Annotated in this window: 18 protein-coding genes; 12 read left to right on the forward strand and 6 right to left on the reverse strand. The window is 71.6% G+C overall.

What is annotated here, in order from left to right; translation table 11 throughout:
* Positions 1 to 304 precede the first annotated feature (304 nt).
* Positions 305 to 1,498: a Cmx/CmrA family chloramphenicol efflux MFS transporter gene (locus ACMATS_RS18915; protein WP_414168548.1), complete on the forward strand. Its 1,194-nt coding sequence runs from the start codon at positions 305 to 307 to the stop codon at positions 1,496 to 1,498.
* Here the strand turns inward: ACMATS_RS18915 and ACMATS_RS18920 are convergent.
* A complete protein-coding gene (locus ACMATS_RS18920; protein ID WP_390777200.1) occupies positions 1,446 to 1,931 on the reverse strand; it encodes an ATP-binding protein in 486 nt (161 codons plus the stop codon). The genes ACMATS_RS18915 and ACMATS_RS18920 overlap by 53 nt on opposite strands.
* A gap of 214 nt (positions 1,932 to 2,145) precedes the next feature.
* Here ACMATS_RS18920 and ACMATS_RS18925 point away from each other — a divergent pair, with 214 nt between their 5' ends.
* From ACMATS_RS18925 to ACMATS_RS18965, 9 genes are all read left to right on the forward strand, one after another.
* The gene (locus ACMATS_RS18925) at positions 2,146 to 2,964 is read left to right on the forward strand and encodes a hypothetical protein (RefSeq protein ID WP_414168549.1); all 819 of its coding nucleotides are present in this window, start codon (positions 2,146 to 2,148) and stop codon (positions 2,962 to 2,964) included.
* Between the two features lie 102 nt (positions 2,965 to 3,066).
* The gene (locus ACMATS_RS18930) at positions 3,067 to 3,807 is read left to right on the forward strand and encodes a YcnI family protein (RefSeq protein WP_390777202.1); all 741 of its coding nucleotides are present in this window, start codon (positions 3,067 to 3,069) and stop codon (positions 3,805 to 3,807) included.
* A 71-nt stretch (positions 3,808 to 3,878) separates the two neighbouring features.
* Positions 3,879 to 4,529, forward strand: a complete 651-nt coding sequence (locus ACMATS_RS18935; protein WP_390777203.1) for an SCO family protein — start codon at positions 3,879 to 3,881, stop codon at positions 4,527 to 4,529.
* Entirely contained in the window at positions 4,529 to 5,008 is a 480-nt protein-coding gene (locus ACMATS_RS18940; protein WP_414168550.1) for a copper chaperone PCu(A)C, read from the forward strand. Before ACMATS_RS18935 ends, ACMATS_RS18940 begins: the two co-directional genes overlap by 1 nt.
* Positions 5,009 to 5,015: 7 nt before the next feature.
* Positions 5,016 to 6,911, forward strand: coding sequence for a FixH family protein (locus tag ACMATS_RS18945; protein ID WP_414168551.1), 1,896 nt, complete (start codon positions 5,016 to 5,018; stop codon positions 6,909 to 6,911).
* Positions 6,911 to 8,200, forward strand: coding sequence for an iron uptake transporter deferrochelatase/peroxidase subunit (efeB, locus tag ACMATS_RS18950; protein WP_414168552.1), 1,290 nt, complete (start codon positions 6,911 to 6,913; stop codon positions 8,198 to 8,200). The genes ACMATS_RS18945 and efeB overlap by 1 nt, the downstream gene beginning before the upstream one ends.
* 72 nt (positions 8,201 to 8,272) lie before the next feature.
* A complete protein-coding gene (gene pheA / locus ACMATS_RS18955) occupies positions 8,273 to 9,208 on the forward strand; it encodes a prephenate dehydratase (protein WP_390777207.1) in 936 nt (311 codons plus the stop codon).
* A 611-nt stretch (positions 9,209 to 9,819) separates the two neighbouring features.
* Positions 9,820 to 11,097: a serine--tRNA ligase gene (gene serS / locus ACMATS_RS18960; protein WP_390777208.1), complete on the forward strand. Its 1,278-nt coding sequence runs from the start codon at positions 9,820 to 9,822 to the stop codon at positions 11,095 to 11,097.
* A complete protein-coding gene (locus tag ACMATS_RS18965; protein WP_390777209.1) occupies positions 11,094 to 11,912 on the forward strand; it encodes an HAD family hydrolase in 819 nt (272 codons plus the stop codon). Before serS ends, ACMATS_RS18965 begins: the two co-directional genes overlap by 4 nt.
* Here ACMATS_RS18965 and ACMATS_RS18970 read toward each other — a convergent pair.
* Positions 11,854 to 12,585: a rhomboid-like protein gene (locus tag ACMATS_RS18970; RefSeq protein WP_391150306.1), complete on the reverse strand. Its 732-nt coding sequence runs from the start codon at positions 12,583 to 12,585 to the stop codon at positions 11,854 to 11,856. The two genes, ACMATS_RS18965 and ACMATS_RS18970, sit on opposite strands and share 59 nt — an antisense overlap.
* A gap of 118 nt (positions 12,586 to 12,703) precedes the next feature.
* Between ACMATS_RS18970 and ACMATS_RS18975 the strand changes: the two genes are divergently transcribed.
* Together ACMATS_RS18975 and ACMATS_RS18980 are read left to right on the forward strand one after the other, a co-directional pair.
* Positions 12,704 to 13,417 carry a FadR/GntR family transcriptional regulator gene (locus tag ACMATS_RS18975; RefSeq protein ID WP_390777211.1) on the forward strand — a complete coding sequence of 238 codons (714 nt, stop codon included), beginning with the start codon at positions 12,704 to 12,706 and terminating at the stop codon, positions 13,415 to 13,417.
* 63 nt (positions 13,418 to 13,480) lie between these two features.
* A complete protein-coding gene (locus ACMATS_RS18980) occupies positions 13,481 to 14,758 on the forward strand; it encodes a CynX/NimT family MFS transporter (RefSeq protein ID WP_390777212.1) in 1,278 nt (425 codons plus the stop codon).
* 54 nt (positions 14,759 to 14,812) lie between these two features.
* Here the strand turns inward: ACMATS_RS18980 and ACMATS_RS18985 are convergent, their stop codons facing one another.
* From ACMATS_RS18985 to ACMATS_RS19000, 4 genes are read right to left on the reverse strand one after another with little or no spacing between them, the layout of a single operon-like run.
* Positions 14,813 to 15,532, reverse strand: a complete 720-nt coding sequence (locus ACMATS_RS18985) for an ABC transporter permease subunit (protein ID WP_414168553.1) — start codon at positions 15,530 to 15,532, stop codon at positions 14,813 to 14,815.
* A 14-nt stretch (positions 15,533 to 15,546) separates the two neighbouring features.
* On the reverse strand, positions 15,547 to 16,458 hold the full coding sequence (locus ACMATS_RS18990) for an ABC transporter ATP-binding protein (protein WP_390777214.1): 912 nt from the start codon (positions 16,456 to 16,458) through the stop codon (positions 15,547 to 15,549).
* Complete coding sequence (locus ACMATS_RS18995; RefSeq protein ID WP_390777215.1) at positions 16,455 to 17,363, reverse strand: ABC transporter permease subunit; 909 nt, start codon at positions 17,361 to 17,363, stop codon at positions 16,455 to 16,457. The genes ACMATS_RS18990 and ACMATS_RS18995 overlap by 4 nt, the downstream gene beginning before the upstream one ends.
* Positions 17,353 to 18,363: an ABC transporter ATP-binding protein gene (locus tag ACMATS_RS19000; protein ID WP_390777391.1), complete on the reverse strand. Its 1,011-nt coding sequence runs from the start codon at positions 18,361 to 18,363 to the stop codon at positions 17,353 to 17,355. Before ACMATS_RS19000 ends, ACMATS_RS18995 begins: the two co-directional genes overlap by 11 nt.
* Positions 18,364 to 18,503: the final 140 nt, after the last annotated feature.

Here is an 18,503-nt window from a genome sequence, read left to right on the forward strand (position 1 = left end):
CGAGGTATTTACGCTGCCCCCATGTCCAGCCCCGAGGCGTCCAGACGCTAGCCACCGGTCGTCCGGTGGCTGCTCGTGCCGTATCGCACGTGCCGCACGTGTCGCAGTGAGGCTCTGCCGCCCCCGTGGCCGCAGAGGGGCTGCGCCGTCTGCTTCTGCCACCGGATCACCGTAGTGCGGGCTGTGTTGAACCCGTTCCGTGCGTCATCGACATGACATCTGACATCGATGTGCCGCAGACGGGTCCTCCTTTTCTTCGCGCGGTGCGCCCCTGCGCGCCCGGCTGGACGGTTACGGAGCCTTGATGCCACTCGCTGTTTACGTGCTCGGACTTGCGGTCTTCGCCCAGGGGATGTCCGAGTTCATGCTGTCCGGTCTCGTGGCGGACATCGCAGAGAACCTGGGTGTCTCCATCGGTACGGCCGGCACACTGACCTCGGCATTCGCCGTGGGAATGATCATCGGCGCCCCGCTGATGGCCATGCTGAGCATGCGCTGGCCGAAGCGCCGCGCCCTGCTGTCCTTCCTGATCTCCTTCCTCGTCGTGCACGTCGCCGGTGCGCTGACCACCGACTTCGGGATCCTGCTGGTCACCCGGGCCGTGGGCGCCCTGGCCAACGCCGGCTTCCTGGCCGTCGCCGTGGCGACCGCGGCCGCCATGGCCGGGCCCGACGCCAAGGGCCGGGCCACCTCGATCCTGCTCGGCGGGGTGACCCTCGCCTGCGTCGTGGGCGTTCCGGGCGGCGCCCTGCTCGGTCGGTTCTGGGGGTGGCGCTCGGCGTTCTGGGCCGTGGTCGTCCTGTCGGTGCCGGCCGTCTTCGCCGTGCTGCGCTCGGTGCCGGACGACGCCCCCGACGCCGCGGTTCCCGGCGTGCGCCGTGAGCTGCGGGCGCTGCGCCGCCCGCGGCTGCTGGTGACCCTGCTGCTGGGCGCTCTCGTCAACGGCGCGACGTTCTGCAGCTTCACCTACCTCGCACCGCTGTTCACCAACGTCACCGGTTTCGCGGACACATGGGTGCCGGCCCTGCTCGCCCTCTTCGGACTGGGGTCGTTCGCCGGTGTCACCGCCGGCGGCCGGCTGGCCGACACGCGGGCCCGGCAGGTCCTGGTGGCCGGGGGTGCGGCCCTGCTCGTCGGCTGGGTCGTCCTCGCGCTGACGGCCGGGAACCCGGTGACCGCCCTCGTCCTCGTCTTCGTCCAGGGCGCCCTGTCGTTCGGCGTCGGATCCACGCTGATCACGCAGGCGCTCCACGCGGGCGGCGAAGCCCCCACCCTGGCCGGCGGGTTCGCCACGGCCGCCCTCAACGTGGGCGCCGCGGTCGGCCCGTCCCTCGGCGCCCTCGCCCTCGACGGCGGCCTCGGCTACCGCTCGCCCCTGTGGGTCAGCGCCGGGCTGGTGGCGCTGGCCTTGGTGACCGGCGGTGCGACCCGCGCTCTGGCACCCCTCAGGAAGCCTGCAACAGCGCGGCCGCCGGAGGGCCGCCGTCTCTCCATTTGAGGATCTTGTCGAAACTGACCACCGCCCCCTGGCGCCCGGGGCGGTTGCGGACACGGACGTGATCGGTGAGGGAGGCGATCAGGAAGAGACCCCGGCCGTTTTCGTCCTGGACGGAGACCGGGGTCTGCGGGCGGGGGTGACACGCCGGATGGGGGCGGGACCCGGAACGAGGGCCGCCGGCGAAGCCGGGGCCCGAGTCGGTGACCTCGATGCGGCAGGTGTCCCCGTCGATCAGAGCGGTGACGCGGTAGCCGGCGGAGGAGTCACCGCCGTGCTCGACGGCGTTGGCACAGGCCTCGCTCAGCGCTACGGCAAGGTCGTAGGACGTATCGGGATCGACCCCGGCCGTCTCCATGGCACCGATCAGCAGGCGCCTGGCGAGCGGAACGCTCGCAGCCTCGCGCCGCAAGTGGAGTGACCACCAAATGCTCATGCTCAGCCTCCTGGCTGCGGCTCGACATACCGATACGTATAGCCACGACCGGCCGCCCGTAAGCCTGCCGGGTGTGTGAGTCCGCTCATTCGGCCGATGTGCGGAGGTGGTCCCGCGGTGTATGGCGCCGATGAGGAGGATCCGGACGGCCATGGTGGAAATCCGGACACCCGCCGTGGGTGGGGGGCGGTCGCGGTGGGATGATGACGCAGCCATGCCTCACCCCGTCGCGCGCGCCGGCGCGGATCTGCGACTGATACGGGCCGCGGTGTTCACCGCGGTCTGTGTTCTGCTGTCCGCGGGCGGGCACGCGCTGGCCTCCTGCGCGAGCGTGCCGCTGTGGACGCTGGGCGCAGGCTTTGCGGCCGTCTTCGCGGTGGCCGTGCCGCTGGCCGGCCGGGAGCGCTCGCTGCCGGGGATAGCGGCCCTGCTGGCCGTGGGCCAGCTCGCGCTGCACACGCTGTTCGGACTCGGGCAGCAGGGCGCCGAGGCGGTCCGGCAACAGGCCGGATCCGACGGACGGTTGATCGACTTCGCGGCGCAGCTGGTGTGCAACCAGCCGCACCGGATGACCGCCGCCCAGGCGCGCCAGGTCATCACCGACGCCGGGTTCGACCCCGCGACCCATGTGCCGGGGGCGGCGCCGATGGACGGGATGTCCATGGGGACCGCGGCCGATACCGGCCCCTGCGACCTCCTCGCGCACGTCATCCCCTCCTCCCTCCCGATGGTGCTCGGCCACGTCCTCGCGGCCCTGGCCCTGGGCTGGGTGCTGCGCCGCGGCGAGGCCGCGCTGTGGAAGACGCTGGAGCTGTCGGCCCAGGGGGCGCAGGGTGTTGCGGAGGCGGCGCTCATACGGGCGCTGCGGGCCGCGCTGGTGCTCGTGGCGTCGCTGGTGCACCCGGCTGCCGGTGCACACGAGGTGCCGTCCGTCCGGCACGCCCACGGGGACGACGAGCGTCCGGCCCGCGAGCCGGAGCTCCAGCACGTCGTGATCAGGCGGGGACCGCCGCGCTTCGCCCTCGCGGCCTGACGACGCGGCGCACTCCGGCATTACGGCGGGAGGGCGTCCGCGCTGCTGCCGCACGCGCGCCGAACGCCTCTCTCGTCCCTCCTGCCTGTGGAGTGTCATCCCATGAACGCAACCTCTGTCGTCTCCCGGCTCCGCCGCCGTCTCCCCCTCGCCGCCGGTGTCGCCGCGGGCAGCGTGCTGCTGCTCGCGGCCCCCGCCTTCGCGCACGTGAGCGTGCAGCCGGGCACGGCCGAGAAGGGCGGTTACGGCACCATCGCCCTCAAGGTGCCGAACGAGAAGGACAACGCCTCGACGGTCAAGCTGGAGCTCACGCTCGACCCGCAGCACCCGCTCGCCTCGGTGATGCCGCAGCCTGTGCCGGGCTGGGACGTCAAGGTCGAGAAGTCGAAGCTCGACAAGCCGCTGCAGACGGACGACGGGACCGTCAACGAGGCCGTCACCAAGATCACTTGGTCCGGCGGCAAGATCGACCCGGGCCAGTTCCAGCAGTTCCCGCTGTCGGTCGGCCCGCTGCCCAAGGACGCCGACCAGCTGACCTTCAAGGCGCTCCAGACCTACTCCGACGACGACGTGGTGCGCTGGATCGACGCCTCCAAGCCGGGCGGCCAGGAGCCGGAGCACCCGGCCCCGGTGCTCAAGCTGGTCGACAAGGCCGGCGCCGCGGGCTCTGCGGACAAGAGCAAGGCGGACGACAAGCCCGCGGCCGCCGCCTCCGAGAAGTCCGGCTCCGGCTCGGACACCACCGCCCGCGCCCTCGGCGCCGCCGGCATAGCCCTCGGCGCCGCCGGTGTCGCCTACGGCGTGTTCGCCGGCCGCCGCCGCAAGTCCGCCGACGCCTCCTGACCCGCACAGCCGTCCGCCTCACGCCGGGCGGGCCCGCCGCGGGCCCGCCCGGCCGAACCCGGGAAGAACTCATGCGCACCAAGATCCTGGGCGCGGCCCTGGCCATGGCCGCCGCGCTCACCCTGACCGCCTGCGGCGGATCGGACAGCAGCGGGGACAAGCCCGTCGCCGACGTCTCCGCCTCGCCCAAGAAGGCGGCCATCACGCTCGACACCCCGAAGGACAAGCCGGACCTGGTCCTGACGGACACGTCGGACAAGAAGTACGAGCTGCTCAAGGAGACCAAGGGCCGTCCGGTCCTGCTCTACTTCGGCTACACCTACTGCCCCGACGTCTGCTCGACGGTCGTCTCCGACATAGCGGCCGCGACAAAGAAGCTGTCCAAGGAGGACCAGGAGAAGCTCCAGGTCGTCTTCGTCACCACCGACCCCGAGCGCGACACCCCCAAGCGCATGCGCGAGTGGCTCGACGCACAGGGCGGTCAGAACATCGTCGGCCTGACCGGTGACTTCGACACCATCCAGGCCGCCGCCAAGCCGCTCGGCATCCTGGTGGAGAAGCCGAAGAAAGAGAAGGACGGCTCGATCACCGTCAGCCACGGCGCCGAGGTCGTCGGCTTCTCGCCGAAGGACGACGCGGCCCACTGGATCTACACCTCGTCCACCACCTCCGACCAGTACGCCCAGGATCTCCCGAAGATCGTCAAGGGGGAGAACCCGTGATGCGCAGGACCACCGTCGCCACCGCCGTCGCCCTTCCGCTGCTGCTCGCCGGAGGGCTCCTCGCGGTCACCGGCTGCGATGCGGAGAAGAAGGCCTCGCAGAAGGCCGAACTGTCCGTGAGCGGCGCCTATATGCCGCAGCCCGCCATGGACGACATGGCGGCCGCGTACTTCACCGTGAAGAACGACGGCGGCAAGGCCGACACGCTCACCAAGGTCACCAGCCCGCTCTCGCAGGACGTCACCCTGCACACCACCGAGGGCTCGCAGATGAAGCACACCGAGGAGCTGGAGGTGCCATCGAAGGGCGAGCTCACGCTGTCGCGCGGCGGTACGCACCTGATGCTCGGCAAGCTCGCGCACAAGCCGAAGGAAGGCGAGAAGATCGAGTTCACGCTGCACTTCGCCACGTCGGCACCGATCAAGATCCAGGTGCCCGTCGAAGCTGCTTCTTATCGACCCACCGCCCCACAGGGCTGACCTCGCGATGACGATTCAGGCCACCGCCGCCCGGCGCACAGTGACGCTCCTGGGCACTCTGTTCGCCGCACTGCTGTGCACGCTGAGCCTGGGCGCGGGCACCGCGTCGGCGCACGCGGCGCTCGTCTCCACCGACCCGAAGGACGGGTCGGTGGTGCCCGTCGCACCGCAGCAGGTCAAACTCACCTTCTCCGAAGGCGTGCTGCTGAACGCCGACTCGGTGCGCGTCCTGGACCCCCAGGGCCGGCGCGTCGACGAGGGCAGGCCCGCCCATCTGGACGGCAAGTCCGACACGGCGGCGGTGGCGGTACGGGCCGGGATCGCCGACGGCACGTACACGGTGGCCTGGCAGGCGGTCTCCGCGGACAGCCATCCAGTGGCCGGGGCGTTCACCTTCTCCGTCGGAGCACCGTCGAAGACGACGGTGACCGCCCAGTCGGCAACCAGTGGCACAGATCCGTTGGTCGGCACGTTCTACGGCATCGGCCGCTACGCGGCGTACGGCGGTTTCGTGCTGCTGGTCGGCGGCTGCGTGTTCGCCGGCGTGTGCCGCTCCTCGCGGCCGGTGCAGCGGGTCGCGGTCGGCGGCTGGATCGCGCTGTTCCTGTCCACCACGGCGCTGTTGCTGCTGCGCGGTGCGTACACGAGCGGCAAGGGGATGGGCGCCGTCCTCGACCTGTCGCTGCTGGGCGACGCCCTGTCCACCAAGCCGGGCGCGGCACTGCTGTCCCGGCTGCTGCTGCTGAGCGCGGCGGCGGTGTTCCTGGCCGTGCTGTTCGGCACGTACGCCGAGAGCGGTGCACGGAACGGCGGTCCGGCACAGACGCCTGCCGAGCGGCGCGGTGTGGCCTACGGGCTGGCCGTCGGCGGCACGCTCGTCGCGGGCGGGCTGGCCGCGACGTGGGCCCTGGCCGAGCACGCGTCACAGGGGCTTCAGGCGTGGCTGGCCATGCCGGTCGACATCGTGCACCTGCTGGGCGTCGCGGTGTGGCTGGGCGGTCTGACCGCACTGCTGGCCACTCTGTGGTCCGGCGAGTCCGTGCGGCGTGCGGAAGCGCAGCGTTTCTCCCGGCTGGCGTTCGTCTCGGTCTGCGTGCTGGTGGCCACCGGGCTCTACCAGTCCTGGCGGCAGGTCGGTTCGTGGGACGCGCTGACGGACACGGAGTACGGGCGCTGGCTGCTGGTCAAGGTCGGCCTGGTGGCCGTCGTGGTGGCCGTCGCATTCGTCTCGCGGCGGTGGACGGGACGGCTGACGGACGAACGGCCGGAGCCGAAGAAGGCTGCCGTGAAGCCGAAGGCGTCCACTGTGCAGTCCGCCGCCTCCCCCGAGCGCGCCGCACAGCTCGCCCGGCAGCGGGCCGCACTCGCCAAGGCGGCCGGGAAACGGGAGCGCGACGCGGACACCGTCCGCACCGGGCTGCGGCGCGCCGTCCTCGCCGAGACCGCGGTCGCGGCCGTCCTGCTCGCCGTCACCACCGTGCTGACCGGCACCCAGCCCGGCCGCGCGGAGACCGAGCAGCGGCAGGCGGGGTCCGCCGAGAGCTCCGCACCGGCCTCGGCCGGCCCGGCCGAGGTGACGATCCCCTACGACACGGGCGGCCCGAACGGCCGCGGCACCGCCGTGATCACCGTCGGCCCGGCCCGCGCCGGCGCCAACACCGTCGACGTCAGGCTGACCGACGCCTCCGGGCGCCCGGCCGATGTCCCGGAGCTGAACGTCTCGTTCACCGAGAAGGACAAGGCGATCGGCCCGCTGCGCACCGCCCTGCAGCGGCAGTCCGCGGGCCGCTGGCAGGCCACCGGATTCCAGCTGCCGATGGCCGGTACGTGGCAACTGACCCTGACCGTACGGACCTCCGACATCGACCAGGTCACCGAGACCGGGAACGTGAAGATCAACTGATGGCAGACACGACAGACAAGGTCGAGCAGAAGAGCAAGACCGGTCAGAAGAACGTTGCACAGCCCGCTCTCTCGCGTCGGCGCCTGCTGGGCACCGCGGGTGCCGTGGGCGCCGCCGGTCTCGTGGTCGGCGGCGCGGGCGGGGCGTTCGGGGCGGAGGCCCTGCGGGACGACGTCGCACCGCTGTCCGGGGTCGGCACGGCCGCCTTGCCCTTCCACGGCACGCACCAGTCGGGCATCGCCGATCCGGCGCAGGCCCACGGCCACCTGATGGCCTTCGACCTTGCGCCCGGCGCCGACCGCAAGGCCGCGGCCGCACTGCTGCGCCGCTGGTCGGACACGGCGGCCGAGCTGATGGCGGGCCGGGCGCCCAAGGGCGACGACACAGGCATCGCTCTGGACGCCGGACCGTCGTCCCTGTCGGTCACCTTCGGCTTCGGACGCACCTTCTTCGACCGCACCGGCCTGGCCGACAAGCGGCCCGCCGCCCTGGAACCCCTGCCGTCCTTCACGGGCGACGCGCTCGACCCCAAGCGCAGCGACGGCGACCTGTGGGTGCAGATAGGCGCGGACGACGGCCTCGTCGCCTTCCACGCCCTGCGGCTGCTGCAGAAGCAGGCGGACGGCACGGCACGGCTGCGCTGGCAGATGAACGGCTTCAACCGCACGCCGGGCGCGACCGGCCGGCCGATGACCGCTCGCAACCTGATGGGCCAGGTCGACGGCACCAACAACCCCAAGACGTCGGACACCGACTTCACGGCCAAGGTGTTCGTCCCGGAGGACAGCAAGGGCGCGGACGCCTGGATGGCGGGCGGCTCGTACGCGGTCGTGCGGCGCATCCGGATGCTCCTCGACAGCTGGGAGCAGCTGTCGCTGGACCGTCAGGAGAAGGTGATCGGCCGCCGCAAGTCGGACGGCGCACCGCTGTCCGGCGGCACGGAGACCACCCCGGTGGACCTGGACAAGCTGGGTGCCGACGGCTCGCTGGCCATCGCGGGCGACGCGCACGTCCGGGTCGCCGCACCGGCCTCCAACCGGGGAGCGGCCATGCTGCGCCGCGCCTTCTCGTACCACGACGGCTTCCGCGACGACGGGGCACCGGATGCGGGCCTGCTGTTCGTCGCGTGGCAGGCGGACCCGCTCAAGGGCTTCGTGCCGGTGCAGCGGAAGCTGGACCGCGGCGACGGCCTGTCCCGCTTCCTGCGGCACGAGTCGAGTGCACTGTTCGCGGTGCCGGGCGGCTGTGCGCAGGGGGAGTACGTGGGGCAGCGGCTGCTGGAGGGCTGAGGCACTGCGGGGCGCCCGCCCCCGCTATCGTGGCGGGGCCCACGGTGATCGATACGGAGGAGAGCTCGCGTGATGTCCGCCAGCAGCTACACCTACCTCGGCCCGGAAGGCACCTTTACCGAGGCGGCCCTCCGCACCCTCCCCGAGGCGGCCACCCGTGAGCTGATCCCCATGCTCTCCGTGCCGGCGGCGCTGGACGCCGTCCGCAACGGCGAGGCCGCGGGCGCCCTGGTGCCGATCGAGAACTCCGTCGAGGGCGGCGTCACGGCGACCCTCGACGAACTCGCCACCGGTGCACCGCTGATGATCTACCGGGAGGTGCTCCTCCCGATCGCCTTCGCCCTCCTCGTCCGCCCCGGCACCACCCTCGGCGACGTCAAGACGGTGACCGGCCACCCGGTCGCCCAGCCCCAGGTGCGCAACTGGCTGGCCGCCCACCTGCCGGACGCCGTGTGGGAGTCGGCGGCGTCCAACGCGGACGGCGCCCGGCTGGTCCGCGAAGGCCGCTACGACGCCGCGTTCGCGGGCGAGTTCGCCGCGGCGACGTACGAACTCGAGCCCCTCGTCACCGACATCCACGACGCGCAGAACGCACAGACCCGGTTCGTCCTGGCGGGCCGCCCGGCGCGTCCGGCGGCGCGTACGGGCTTCGACCGCACGTCCGTCGTCGTCTGGCTGCGGGACGACCACCCGGGTGCGCTGATGGAGCTGCTGCAGGAGTTCGCCGTGCGCGGGGTGAACCTGATGCGCATCGAGTCCCGTCCCACGGGCGAGGGCATGGGCCGCTACTGCTTCTCGGTCGACTGCGAGGGGCACATCAGCGACCGCCGGGTGGGCGAGGCCCTGATGGGGCTGAAGCGGATCTGTCCGAAGGTTCGGTTCCTCGGGTCCTATCCGCGTGCGGGCGCGGCCCCGGGCGACACCCCGGAACCGCGGTACGGGACGTCGGACGGCGACTTCGTGGCGGCGGCGGAGTGGCTGGCACGCTCCCAGGACGGCCGGGCCTGAGCCGGGCGCGCCCGAGCCGGGCGGGAAGAGTTCCCCACAGGGTTACCCACAGACTTATCCACAGGCTGTTCTCGACCTGGGGATAAGTCGACAGAACGGGGCGCCCGGCACTCCCGCGAAACGGTCAAGGTCGACAAATCTCTCTAGCCATCCACGGACTCGTCCACAGCCGACCGCCGACCGTCCCCGCGTCGCGCGTCAGCCGAAAAGCCTCGAACAACCCTTTGGGGCAGGTAGATACCACTCGAATGGGTAGCCGGAAGGGGTTTATCCGGGAAATGCCCACTGAAGGGCGGAAGTAGCGGAACCCGAAGTTCCGACATCCACAGATTGAGCGCACAGCCTGTGGACAAAGAACCGGAGGGCGGTGCTCCTGTGGACAACAGAAGCGCTCAACTCCCGCCACACACAAGGCCTCTCGGGGTACGGAACCACTACCGCCCCCTTTTCCGGTAATTTCCGGCAACTCCCCGCCCGTCGCCCGCACGAGTGATGCGAGAGCGATTCCCGGCGACGACTCTGCCATTTCCTGTCGCGCCAGAATGGTGCAAATCGCCACGAAAGGGAATATCGCGTCGAGGACACGCAGCCCGCAACGGTAGCCTGGAGGGGTGATTGACCTTCGCCTGCTTCGTGAGGACCCCGACCGAGTGCGCGCGTCCCAGCGTGCCCGTGGAGAGGACGTCGGCATCGTCGACGCACTGCTCTCCGCCGACGAGCGGCGCAGGTCGTCCGGCGTCCGCTTCGACGAACTCCGCTCCGAGCAGAAGTCGCTCGGCAAGCTCATCCCCAAGGCATCCGGCGACGAGAAGGCCGAGCTGCTGAAGAAGGCCGGCGAGCTGGCCGCCGCCGTCAAGGCGGCCGACGCCGAGCAGGACGAGGCCGCAGCCGAGACGCAGCGCCTGCTGCTGCAGATCGGCAACCTCGTCCACCCGGACGTGCCGCGCGGCGGCGAGGACGACTTCGTCGTCCTGGAGACCGTCGGCGCCCCGCGCGACTTCGCCGCCGAGGGCTTCGAGCCCAAGGACCACCTGGAGCTCGGCCAGACGCTCGGCGCGATCGACGTCGAGCGCGGCGCCAAGGTGTCCGGCTCGCGCTTCTACTACCTGACGGGCGTCGGCGCCCTGCTCGAGCTGGCCCTGGTCAACGCCGCCATCGCGCAGGCCACCGCCGCCGGCTTCACGCCGATGCTCACCCCCGCCCTGGTCAAGCCGCGCGCCATGGAGGGCACCGGCTTCCTCGGCCAGGCCGCGCAGGACGTCTACCACCTGGAGAAGGACGACTTCTACCTGGTCGGCACGTCCGAGGTCCCGCTCGCCGCGTACCACATGGACGAGATCGTCGAGGCGGACCGGCTGCCGCTGCGCTACGCGGGCTTCTCGCCCTGCTTCCGCCGCGAGGCCGGCACGTACGGCAAGGACACCCGGGGCATCTTCCGGGTCCACCAGTTCGACAAGGTCGAGATGTTCTCGTACGTCGCGCCGGAGGACGCCGAGGCGGAGCACGCGCGCCTGCTGGAGTGGGAGAAGCAGTGGCTCACGAGCCTTGAGCTGCCCTTCCAGGTGATCGACGTGGCCACCGGCGACCTCGGAGCCTCCGCCTCCCGCAAGTTCGACTGCGAGGCGTGGATCCCCACCCAGGGCAAGTACCGCGAGCTGACGTCCACCTCCAACTGCGACGAGTTCCAGGCCCGCCGCCTGTCGGTGCGCATGCGCGACGGCAAGAACGTCAAGCCGCTCGCCACGCTCAACGGCACGCTGTGCGCCATCCCGCGCACGATCGTGGCCCTGCTGGAGAACCACCAGCAGGCCGACGGCTCGGTCCACGTGCCCGAGGTGCTGCGCCCGTACCTGGGCGGGCGTGAGGTGCTGGAGCCCGTCGCCAAGTGAGTGCACCCGCGCCGGGGGCCCTGCCCTTCCGTCTGGTGGCGACCGATCTGGACGGCACGCTGCTGCGCTCCGACGAGACGGTGTCGGAGCGCACCCGTGCCGCCCTCCGGCGGGTCACCGAGGCCGGTGCCGCGCACATCGTGGTCACCGGCCGGCCGGTCGCCTGGACCCGGCACGTCCTCGACGCCCTGGACTACCGGGGGATCGCGGTGTGCGGTCAGGGCGCGCAGGTCTACCACGCCGGTGAGCACCGGCTGCTGACGTCCGTGACGCTGGACCGGCAGCTCGCCGCGATCGCCCTCGCCAAGATCGAGGCGGAGGCGGGTCCGCTGTTCCTCGCCGCCAGTCGTGACGGCCTGGACGGCGACGTGCTGGTCGGCCCCGGCTACAGCCTCCAGGAGGGCCCGGTCGCAGCCGTTCCCCTCACCGAGCCGGGCGAGCTGTGGACGGCCCCGCTCAACAAGCTCTACCTCCAGCACCCGGAGCTCGGCGACGACGCCCTGGCGGACGTCGCGCGCCGGGTGGCGGGCGGGCTGGTGGACGTGACGATGGCCGGCGCCGGGATAGTCGAGCTCCTGCCGCTCGGTCTGAGCAAGGCCACAGGCCTCTCGCTGGCCGCACGCCGGCTGGGCGTGAAGGCCGCCGACACCATCGCCTTCGGCGACATGCCGAACGACGTCCCGATGTTCGGCTGGGCCTCCTACGGCGTCGCCATGGCCAATGCGCACCCCGACCTCAAGGCCGTGGCCGACGAGATCACCGTGTCGAACGACGAGGACGGGATCGCGACCGTCCTGGAGCGTCTTTTCGCCTGAGCGCCCTGTCGACCGCAGGGACTTCGGTCAACCGGCCGAAGTCCCAGGTCGGACGGTCGCGTGTGAGCGGCCAGCAAGCCAGACCCAGCGCCACGGAGATGGCGTGCCCGATGTCCGTGAACGTGCCTCCGGTCACCAGCGGCAGCGCGAAGAAGAGCAGTACCCCGGCGAGGTACGGCCAGCGCCAGGGCCGCGGCACGCGGTAGGCGAGGATGCCCGCGGCGGCGGCGAGCCCGTACGAGACCCCTATGTCGACCACGTGCTTCATCGCGCGCGGGGCGGAGTGGTGCTCGATGGTCAGCAGCAGCACCTCCTGGCTGATGAGGGTGGCCGCCACGTGAGCCACGGCGACCGTGACGAGCCAGCGCAGGGTGCCGATCCAGCGTTCGACGTTGGCGTGGAAGATCTCGAACAGCACGGCGTAGAGCAGGAACGAGGACGGCTGCTCTATCCAGAAGCCGCTGATGAGCAGCGACTGCAGTGGGTGCTTGTTGAGCTCGTGGATGTTGCTGCTGTTGCGGTGCAGGAGGAAGGCCGACAGCCCCTCGCTGGCCGAGGCGATCACCAGGCTGGTGACGCCGATGATCAGCAGCCAGATGTGGGTGCCGGGCGAGGAGCGCACCCAGGCGCCGATCTCCGTCCGGAGCGCCGACCACAGCCTCGCGGCGTCCATCGTTCGACGGTAGCCCGGACGGCCCTGCGACGCTTGGGGAGGAAGTTGTAGGATGACTGGGCAATAGGTTGACCCGGCAGGCCCATGGCGGCCCGCCCGCTACTCGTCCGGAGAACACATGGCCCTGCGAGCCGCGGGACGGCAGTCCCTCGTGGACACCGTCGTGGAACAGCTGCGTGCGCAGGTCGCCGCGGGCGAGTGGAAGGTCGGCGAGCGCATCCCCACCGAGCACGCGCTCGCCGAGCAGCTGCAGGTCGGCCGGAACACCGTCCGCGAGGCCGTGCGCGTCCTCGTGCACGCCGGGATGCTGCGGTCGCGCCAAGGCGAGGGCACCTTCGTCGTCTCCACCGCCGACCCCGCCGAGATCATGCGCGGAGTTCAGCGCGCCGGGGTGCGCGACGTCCTGGAGCTGCGGATCGCCCTGGAGGCCGAGGCGGCCCGGCTGGCAGCCCTCCGGCACGAGCCCGCCGACCTGGAGCGGATGCGGGCCGCGCTGGACGCGCAGCGCGCCTTCGAGGACCCCGAGGGCCAGCCCGACTCCGGCACCCTCGAGCTGTACGCCGACCACGACGTCGAGTTCCACCGGGCCGTCGTGGAGGCCGCGCACAACTCCGCGCTGACCGCGACCTACGCCTGGTTCAGCAGCTCCGTCCGGGAGGCGCTGGTCACCGCGCTCGGCGACCGGGACATGCCGCGCATCATCCACGGCGACCACCACGCCCTGATGGAGGCCATCGCCTCCGGCGACCCCGAGACGGCCGCCCGGGCCGCCCGCGCCCTCCTCGAACGCCCCAAGCAGGCCGTCGAATCGCTGCTCGACGCCGAGGACTGACCGGCGCGCACCGGCCCCGCACACACCCCCCAGCACCCCAGCACCCCCCACGGAGGCACCCCCATGTCGGAGACGAGGACCGACCCGACCGGCATACCGCTGATCGACGCGGAGGAGGACCTGGCGCCCACCCCCGCGGTCGCCGCCGCGCGGCGCAGCCTGCTCGCCCACCCCGCCTTCCTGCTGCTCGCCATCGTCCTCGCCTCGCTCAACATGCGGGCCGCGCTCGCCGGGGTCTCGCCCCTGATGGGCGAGATCAGCGACCACTTCGGCCTGGGCGCCGCCGCGAGCAGCCTGGTCACCACGATCCCGCTGGTCTTCATGGGCCTCGGCTCGATCGTCGCGCCCCGGCTCGCCCGCCGCTGGGGCACGGAGGCCGCGCTGTGCGGCGCGCTCGTCCTGCTGGCCGGAGGCATCCTCCTGCGTGTCGCGCCGCCGGTCGCCGCGCTGTTCGTCGGCTGCGCCCTCGTCGGCACCGCGATCGCGCTGCTCAACGTGCTGATGCCGGGCCTGGTCAAGCGGGACTTCCCGGACCGGGCGGCCGGCATGACCGCGCTCTACTCGACCACGCTGATCCTCGGCGCCACGGGCTCGGCCGCCTCCGCCGTGCCGCTGGAGAACGCCCTCGGCGGCTGGCAGGGATCCCTCGCCTCCTGGTCCCTGCTCGCCGTGCTCGCGACGGCCGTCTGGATCCCGCAGGCGGTCACGGCCCGCAGGGGCACCCCGCACGGCGCCGCGGCGTCCGTGGCCAAGCACCCTGCGGGCGACGGCCCGAAGCTCTCGCGCTCACCGCTCGCCTGGCAGGTCACCCTGCTGATGGGCACGCAGTCGCTGATCGCGTACGTCTGCATCGCCTGGATGCCGACGGTCTTCACCGACCACGGCATGAGCAAGAGCGAGGCGGGCGTGGTCTACGCCTTCTACACCCTGGTGCAGATGGCCGGTTCGTTCGTGGTGCCGATGCTCGCCGGGCGGTTGCGCGACCAGCGGCTGCTGGCGGTCGTCGTCGTGGCCGTCATGTCGGCCGGTGTGACGGGCCTGTTGGTCGCCCCGGTCGCGGGCGCCTGGGTCTGGGCAACGCTGATGGGTGTCGCGCAGGGCGGCATGCTGGGGCTCGCGCTGACGCTGATGGTGCTGCGCACCCGTGACGCCCACACGGCGGCCCGGCTGTCCGGCATGGCGCAGACCGGCGGCTATCTGCTCGCCTCCGTCGGCCCGTTCGCCATCGGTGCCGTCCACCAGGTGACCGGCGACTGGACGCTGCCGATCGCGCTGCTGCTGGTCGCCTGTGCGGCGCTGGTGTTCCTGGGGCTGGGCGCGGGACGCAACCGGAAGATCTGACACGGCAGATGAACGGAATGAGGGGGGCCTGCTCGAGCAGGCCCCCCTCATGCGTCACTCCTCCCCGGCGAGGGTGAGCGAGCGCAGCTTGCTCACGGCGAACCATGTGGCCGCCGCCGTGACTCCGGCGAGCAGCGCCAGCGCCGTCGGCAGACCCACGTCCGACGTGATGGTCCCCTCCGCGCCGATCTTCTGCGCCAGCGCCAGTGCCCACTGCTGCACGCTCAGCGTGCGCGCACCCGGCACGAGGTTGCCGAAGAGCGACTCCCAGACGAGCGCGTAGACGAGACCCGCGACGACCGCGTGCCGGGTCACCGTGCCCAGCAGCAGGAAGATCGCGCTGTACGCCACGGACGCGACCGCGGCGGCCACCGCGTAGGCGACCGCGATCTGCTGGCTGTTGCCGTTGAGCAGAAAGCCCGCGATCAGCATGGGGACCGCCGAGAAGGCCACCGTGACCCCGATCGCCACGATCAGCTTCGTGATGGTGATCGTCGACCGCTTCACGGGCTTGGCCAGCAGGTAGACCACCGATCCGTCGTCGATCTCCGGACCGATCGCGCCCGTACCGGCGATGACGCCGATCAGCGGCACCATGGTGGCGAGCCCGAAGCCGCCCAGGACGCTGATGGCGGTCTGGTCGTCCGCACCCGTCAGGGCCCGCACGACGGCCGACAGGAGGATCAGCAGCGCGGGCAGCGCGAAGAGGATCAGGGCGCGGCGGCGGCCGAGGAGGGCCCGGTAAGTGAGCCGGGCGACAGTGCTGTTGAACACGGGGGTGGCTCCTTTCAGGCCGCGACGAGGTAGGAGAAGACCGATTCGAGCGACTCGTCGGACGGTGAGACCGTCAGCAGCCGGATGCCGTGCTCGCGGGCGACGCGCGGCAGGAGCTCGGTGAAGCGGCCGAAGTCGACGGCCTGGATGCGCAATGCGCCTTCCTTGACGTCCACTTCGATGCCCGCGGTCGACGGGTCGGCGATGAGCGCCGCGGCGAGGGCGCGGTCGTCGCTGGAGCGTACGACGTAGCGGTGCGGGCGGTCGGTCATCAGCCGGCGGATCTTGCGGAAGTCGCCCGACGCGGCGTGCCGGCCGGCGACGACCACCTCGATGTGGGCGGCGAGCTGTTCGACCTCTTCGAGGATGTGGGAGGAGAACAGCACGGTGCGGCCCTCGGCGCCCATCGTGCGCAGCAGGTCCATCAGTTGCATGCGCTGCCGCGGGTCCATCCCGTTGAACGGCTCGTCGAGCAGCAGGACGGACGGCTGGTGCACCAGTGCGGAGGCCATCTTCACGCGCTGCCGCATGCCCTTGCTGTAGGTGGAGATCTTGCGGTCCTGTGCGTACTCCATCTCGACCGTGGCGAGCGCCCGTTGGGCCTCGGCCGCGCCGAGGCCGTGCAGTTCGGCGTTGGCCCGGACGAACTCCCGGCCGGTCAGGAAGTCGTACATCGCCTCGCGCTCGGGGACGATGCCGATGTGCCGGTAGATCTGCTCGTTGCGCCAGACGGTCTGGCCGTCCAGGGTGACCGTTCCGGTGGAGGGGGCGAGGAAGCCGCCCATCATGTTGATGAGGGTGGACTTTCCGGCGCCGTTGGGGCCGAGCAGTCCGGTGACGCCGGGGCCGATCGTCATGGAGACGTCGTTGACGGCGACGACGTTGCCGAACCAGCGCGAGACGTTGTCGATGTGGAGGGTTGTCACAGCCCCGCCTTCCGGTAGCGCGCCATCAGCAGGCCGTACGAGCCGGCGACGGCGCCGAGGAGGACGAGGAGGTAGACCACCCCGGCGCCGGTGCCCGGGCCGTGGCCGCCGGGGAAGGCGGTGCTGGCGGAGAGGAACGCCGTCTGCACGCCGTCGATCAGGGTGATCGGCGAGAAGAGGCCGAGCCAGCTGATGATCTGGGTGTTGTCGGTGTTGAGCGCGATGCCCTGGATGGTGCTGACCGCGCCGTAGGAGATGGTCAGCACGGCGATGACGGCGGCGACGCCGAAGCCGCGGCGCGGGGTGAGCGCGGCGACCACCAGGCCGAGGCCGGCGAAGAGGAGGGAGAGCAGTGCCACGGAGACCAGTCCTTGTGCAAAACCAGTCGTCTGGTCGACGAAGTCGAGTTTGGCGAGCAGGGCGCCCGCGTAGAGGATCACCAGGGGCGCGGCCGTGAGGACGAACAGGGCGGTGGCCATGGCGGCGAACTTGGCCACCACGTAGTCGACGCGCTCGATCGGCCGGGAGAAGTACAGCGGCACGGTCTTGAACCGCAGGTCCCGGGAGACCGACTGCGGTGCCTGGGCGGCGAGGAACAGGCCGATGACCGCCTGGAGGTAGATCGCGTACCGCGTGTACTCCAGGGGCAGGTGGTTCATCTTCGTGAAGACGGCGACGGCCACGACGATCGAGGCCGGTACGCACATCACGGCGAACAGCAGCATCGGCAGGACCTTGGACTTCGCCGAGCGCCCGAGCCCGTAGGCGCCGCGCAGGCTCTGGGAGTAGAGCGAGCGGCGGGCGTAGGAGCGGCCGAGACGGGCGCCGCCGTAGCGGCGGTAGCCGATGTTGTGGATGACGTCCGGTGCGGGGTGCACGGGTGCGGCTGCGGTCTCAGGCGGCATCGGTGCTGCCCCTCTCCTGCGGGGCGGCGCCCCAAGCGTGCGGCTGCTGCTGTGGCTGCTCGTCGGTCCGGAAGACCTCGGCGATGCGGTGCCTGCGCTGTTCCATGCGGACCAGGCCGAGGCCGAGGCCGGCGACGGCGTCGCGCACGGCGTCGTACGTCTCCTCGCCCGCGACGTCGACGAGCAGGACGTGGCCGGAGCCGGCGGCGGCGTACTCGCCGGTGCGGCCGGCCGGCTGCACGGTCAGCCCTGCGGCGGCCAGTGCGGCGGCCAGCGCGCCCGTGCCGTCGGGGACGGTGTCGGAGTCGGTGACCTCGACCGCGAGGGATCCGGAGTCGCGGGTGAAGTCGCTGGTGGAGGAGGAGCGCAGCAGCGTGCCGCCGTCGATGACGACGACGTGGTCGCAGGTGCGCTCCAGCTCGCCGAGCAGGTGGGAGGTGACCAGCACCGAGATGCCGAAGTCGGTGTGGACGCGCCGGATGAGGCCCAGCATGTCGTCCCGGCCGACCGGGTCGAGGCCGTTGGTCGGCTCGTCCAGCAGGACCAGCTTCGGGTCGTGGACGAGCGCCTGGGCCAGCTTGACCCGCTGCTTCATGCCCGTCGAGTAGCCGCCCATGGGGCGGTACCGCTCCTCGTACAGGCCCACGTGGCGCAGGGTGTCGGCCGTGCGCTCGCGGGCCGCGGTGGGCGGCAGGCCGGACATGCGGGCCATGTGGACGACGAACTCGGTGGCCGAGACGTCGGGCGGCAGGCAGTCGTGCTCGGGCATGTAGCCGACCTGCTCGCGGATCTCCGCGCCCCGGGTGGCGACGTCGAGGCCGAGCACCTCGGCGCGGCCTTCGGTGGCCGGGGAGAGGCCCAGCAGAATCTTGATCAGCGTGGACTTGCCGGCTCCGTTCGCCCCCACCAGTCCGGTCACTCCCGGACCGATGTCGACGGAGAGCCGGTCAAGGGCGGTCACCCGGGGGAACCGCTTGCTGAGGCTTTCGGTGGCGATCACAGTCACCCTTCGACGGTAGTGGCGCGGGCCACAGCCGTCGTCAGACCTGATGGGGGGATGCGTGTAGTCCTCGGGTCTGACACGACCCCGGCGACGGGGGCTGAAAGGAGGGGACGGACTTCGCGGGGGCGGTGCGCCGC

This window comes from Streptoverticillium reticulum, assembly GCF_047456005.1.
Taxonomy (GTDB): Bacteria; Actinomycetota; Actinomycetes; order Streptomycetales; family Streptomycetaceae; genus Streptomyces; species Streptomyces reticulum.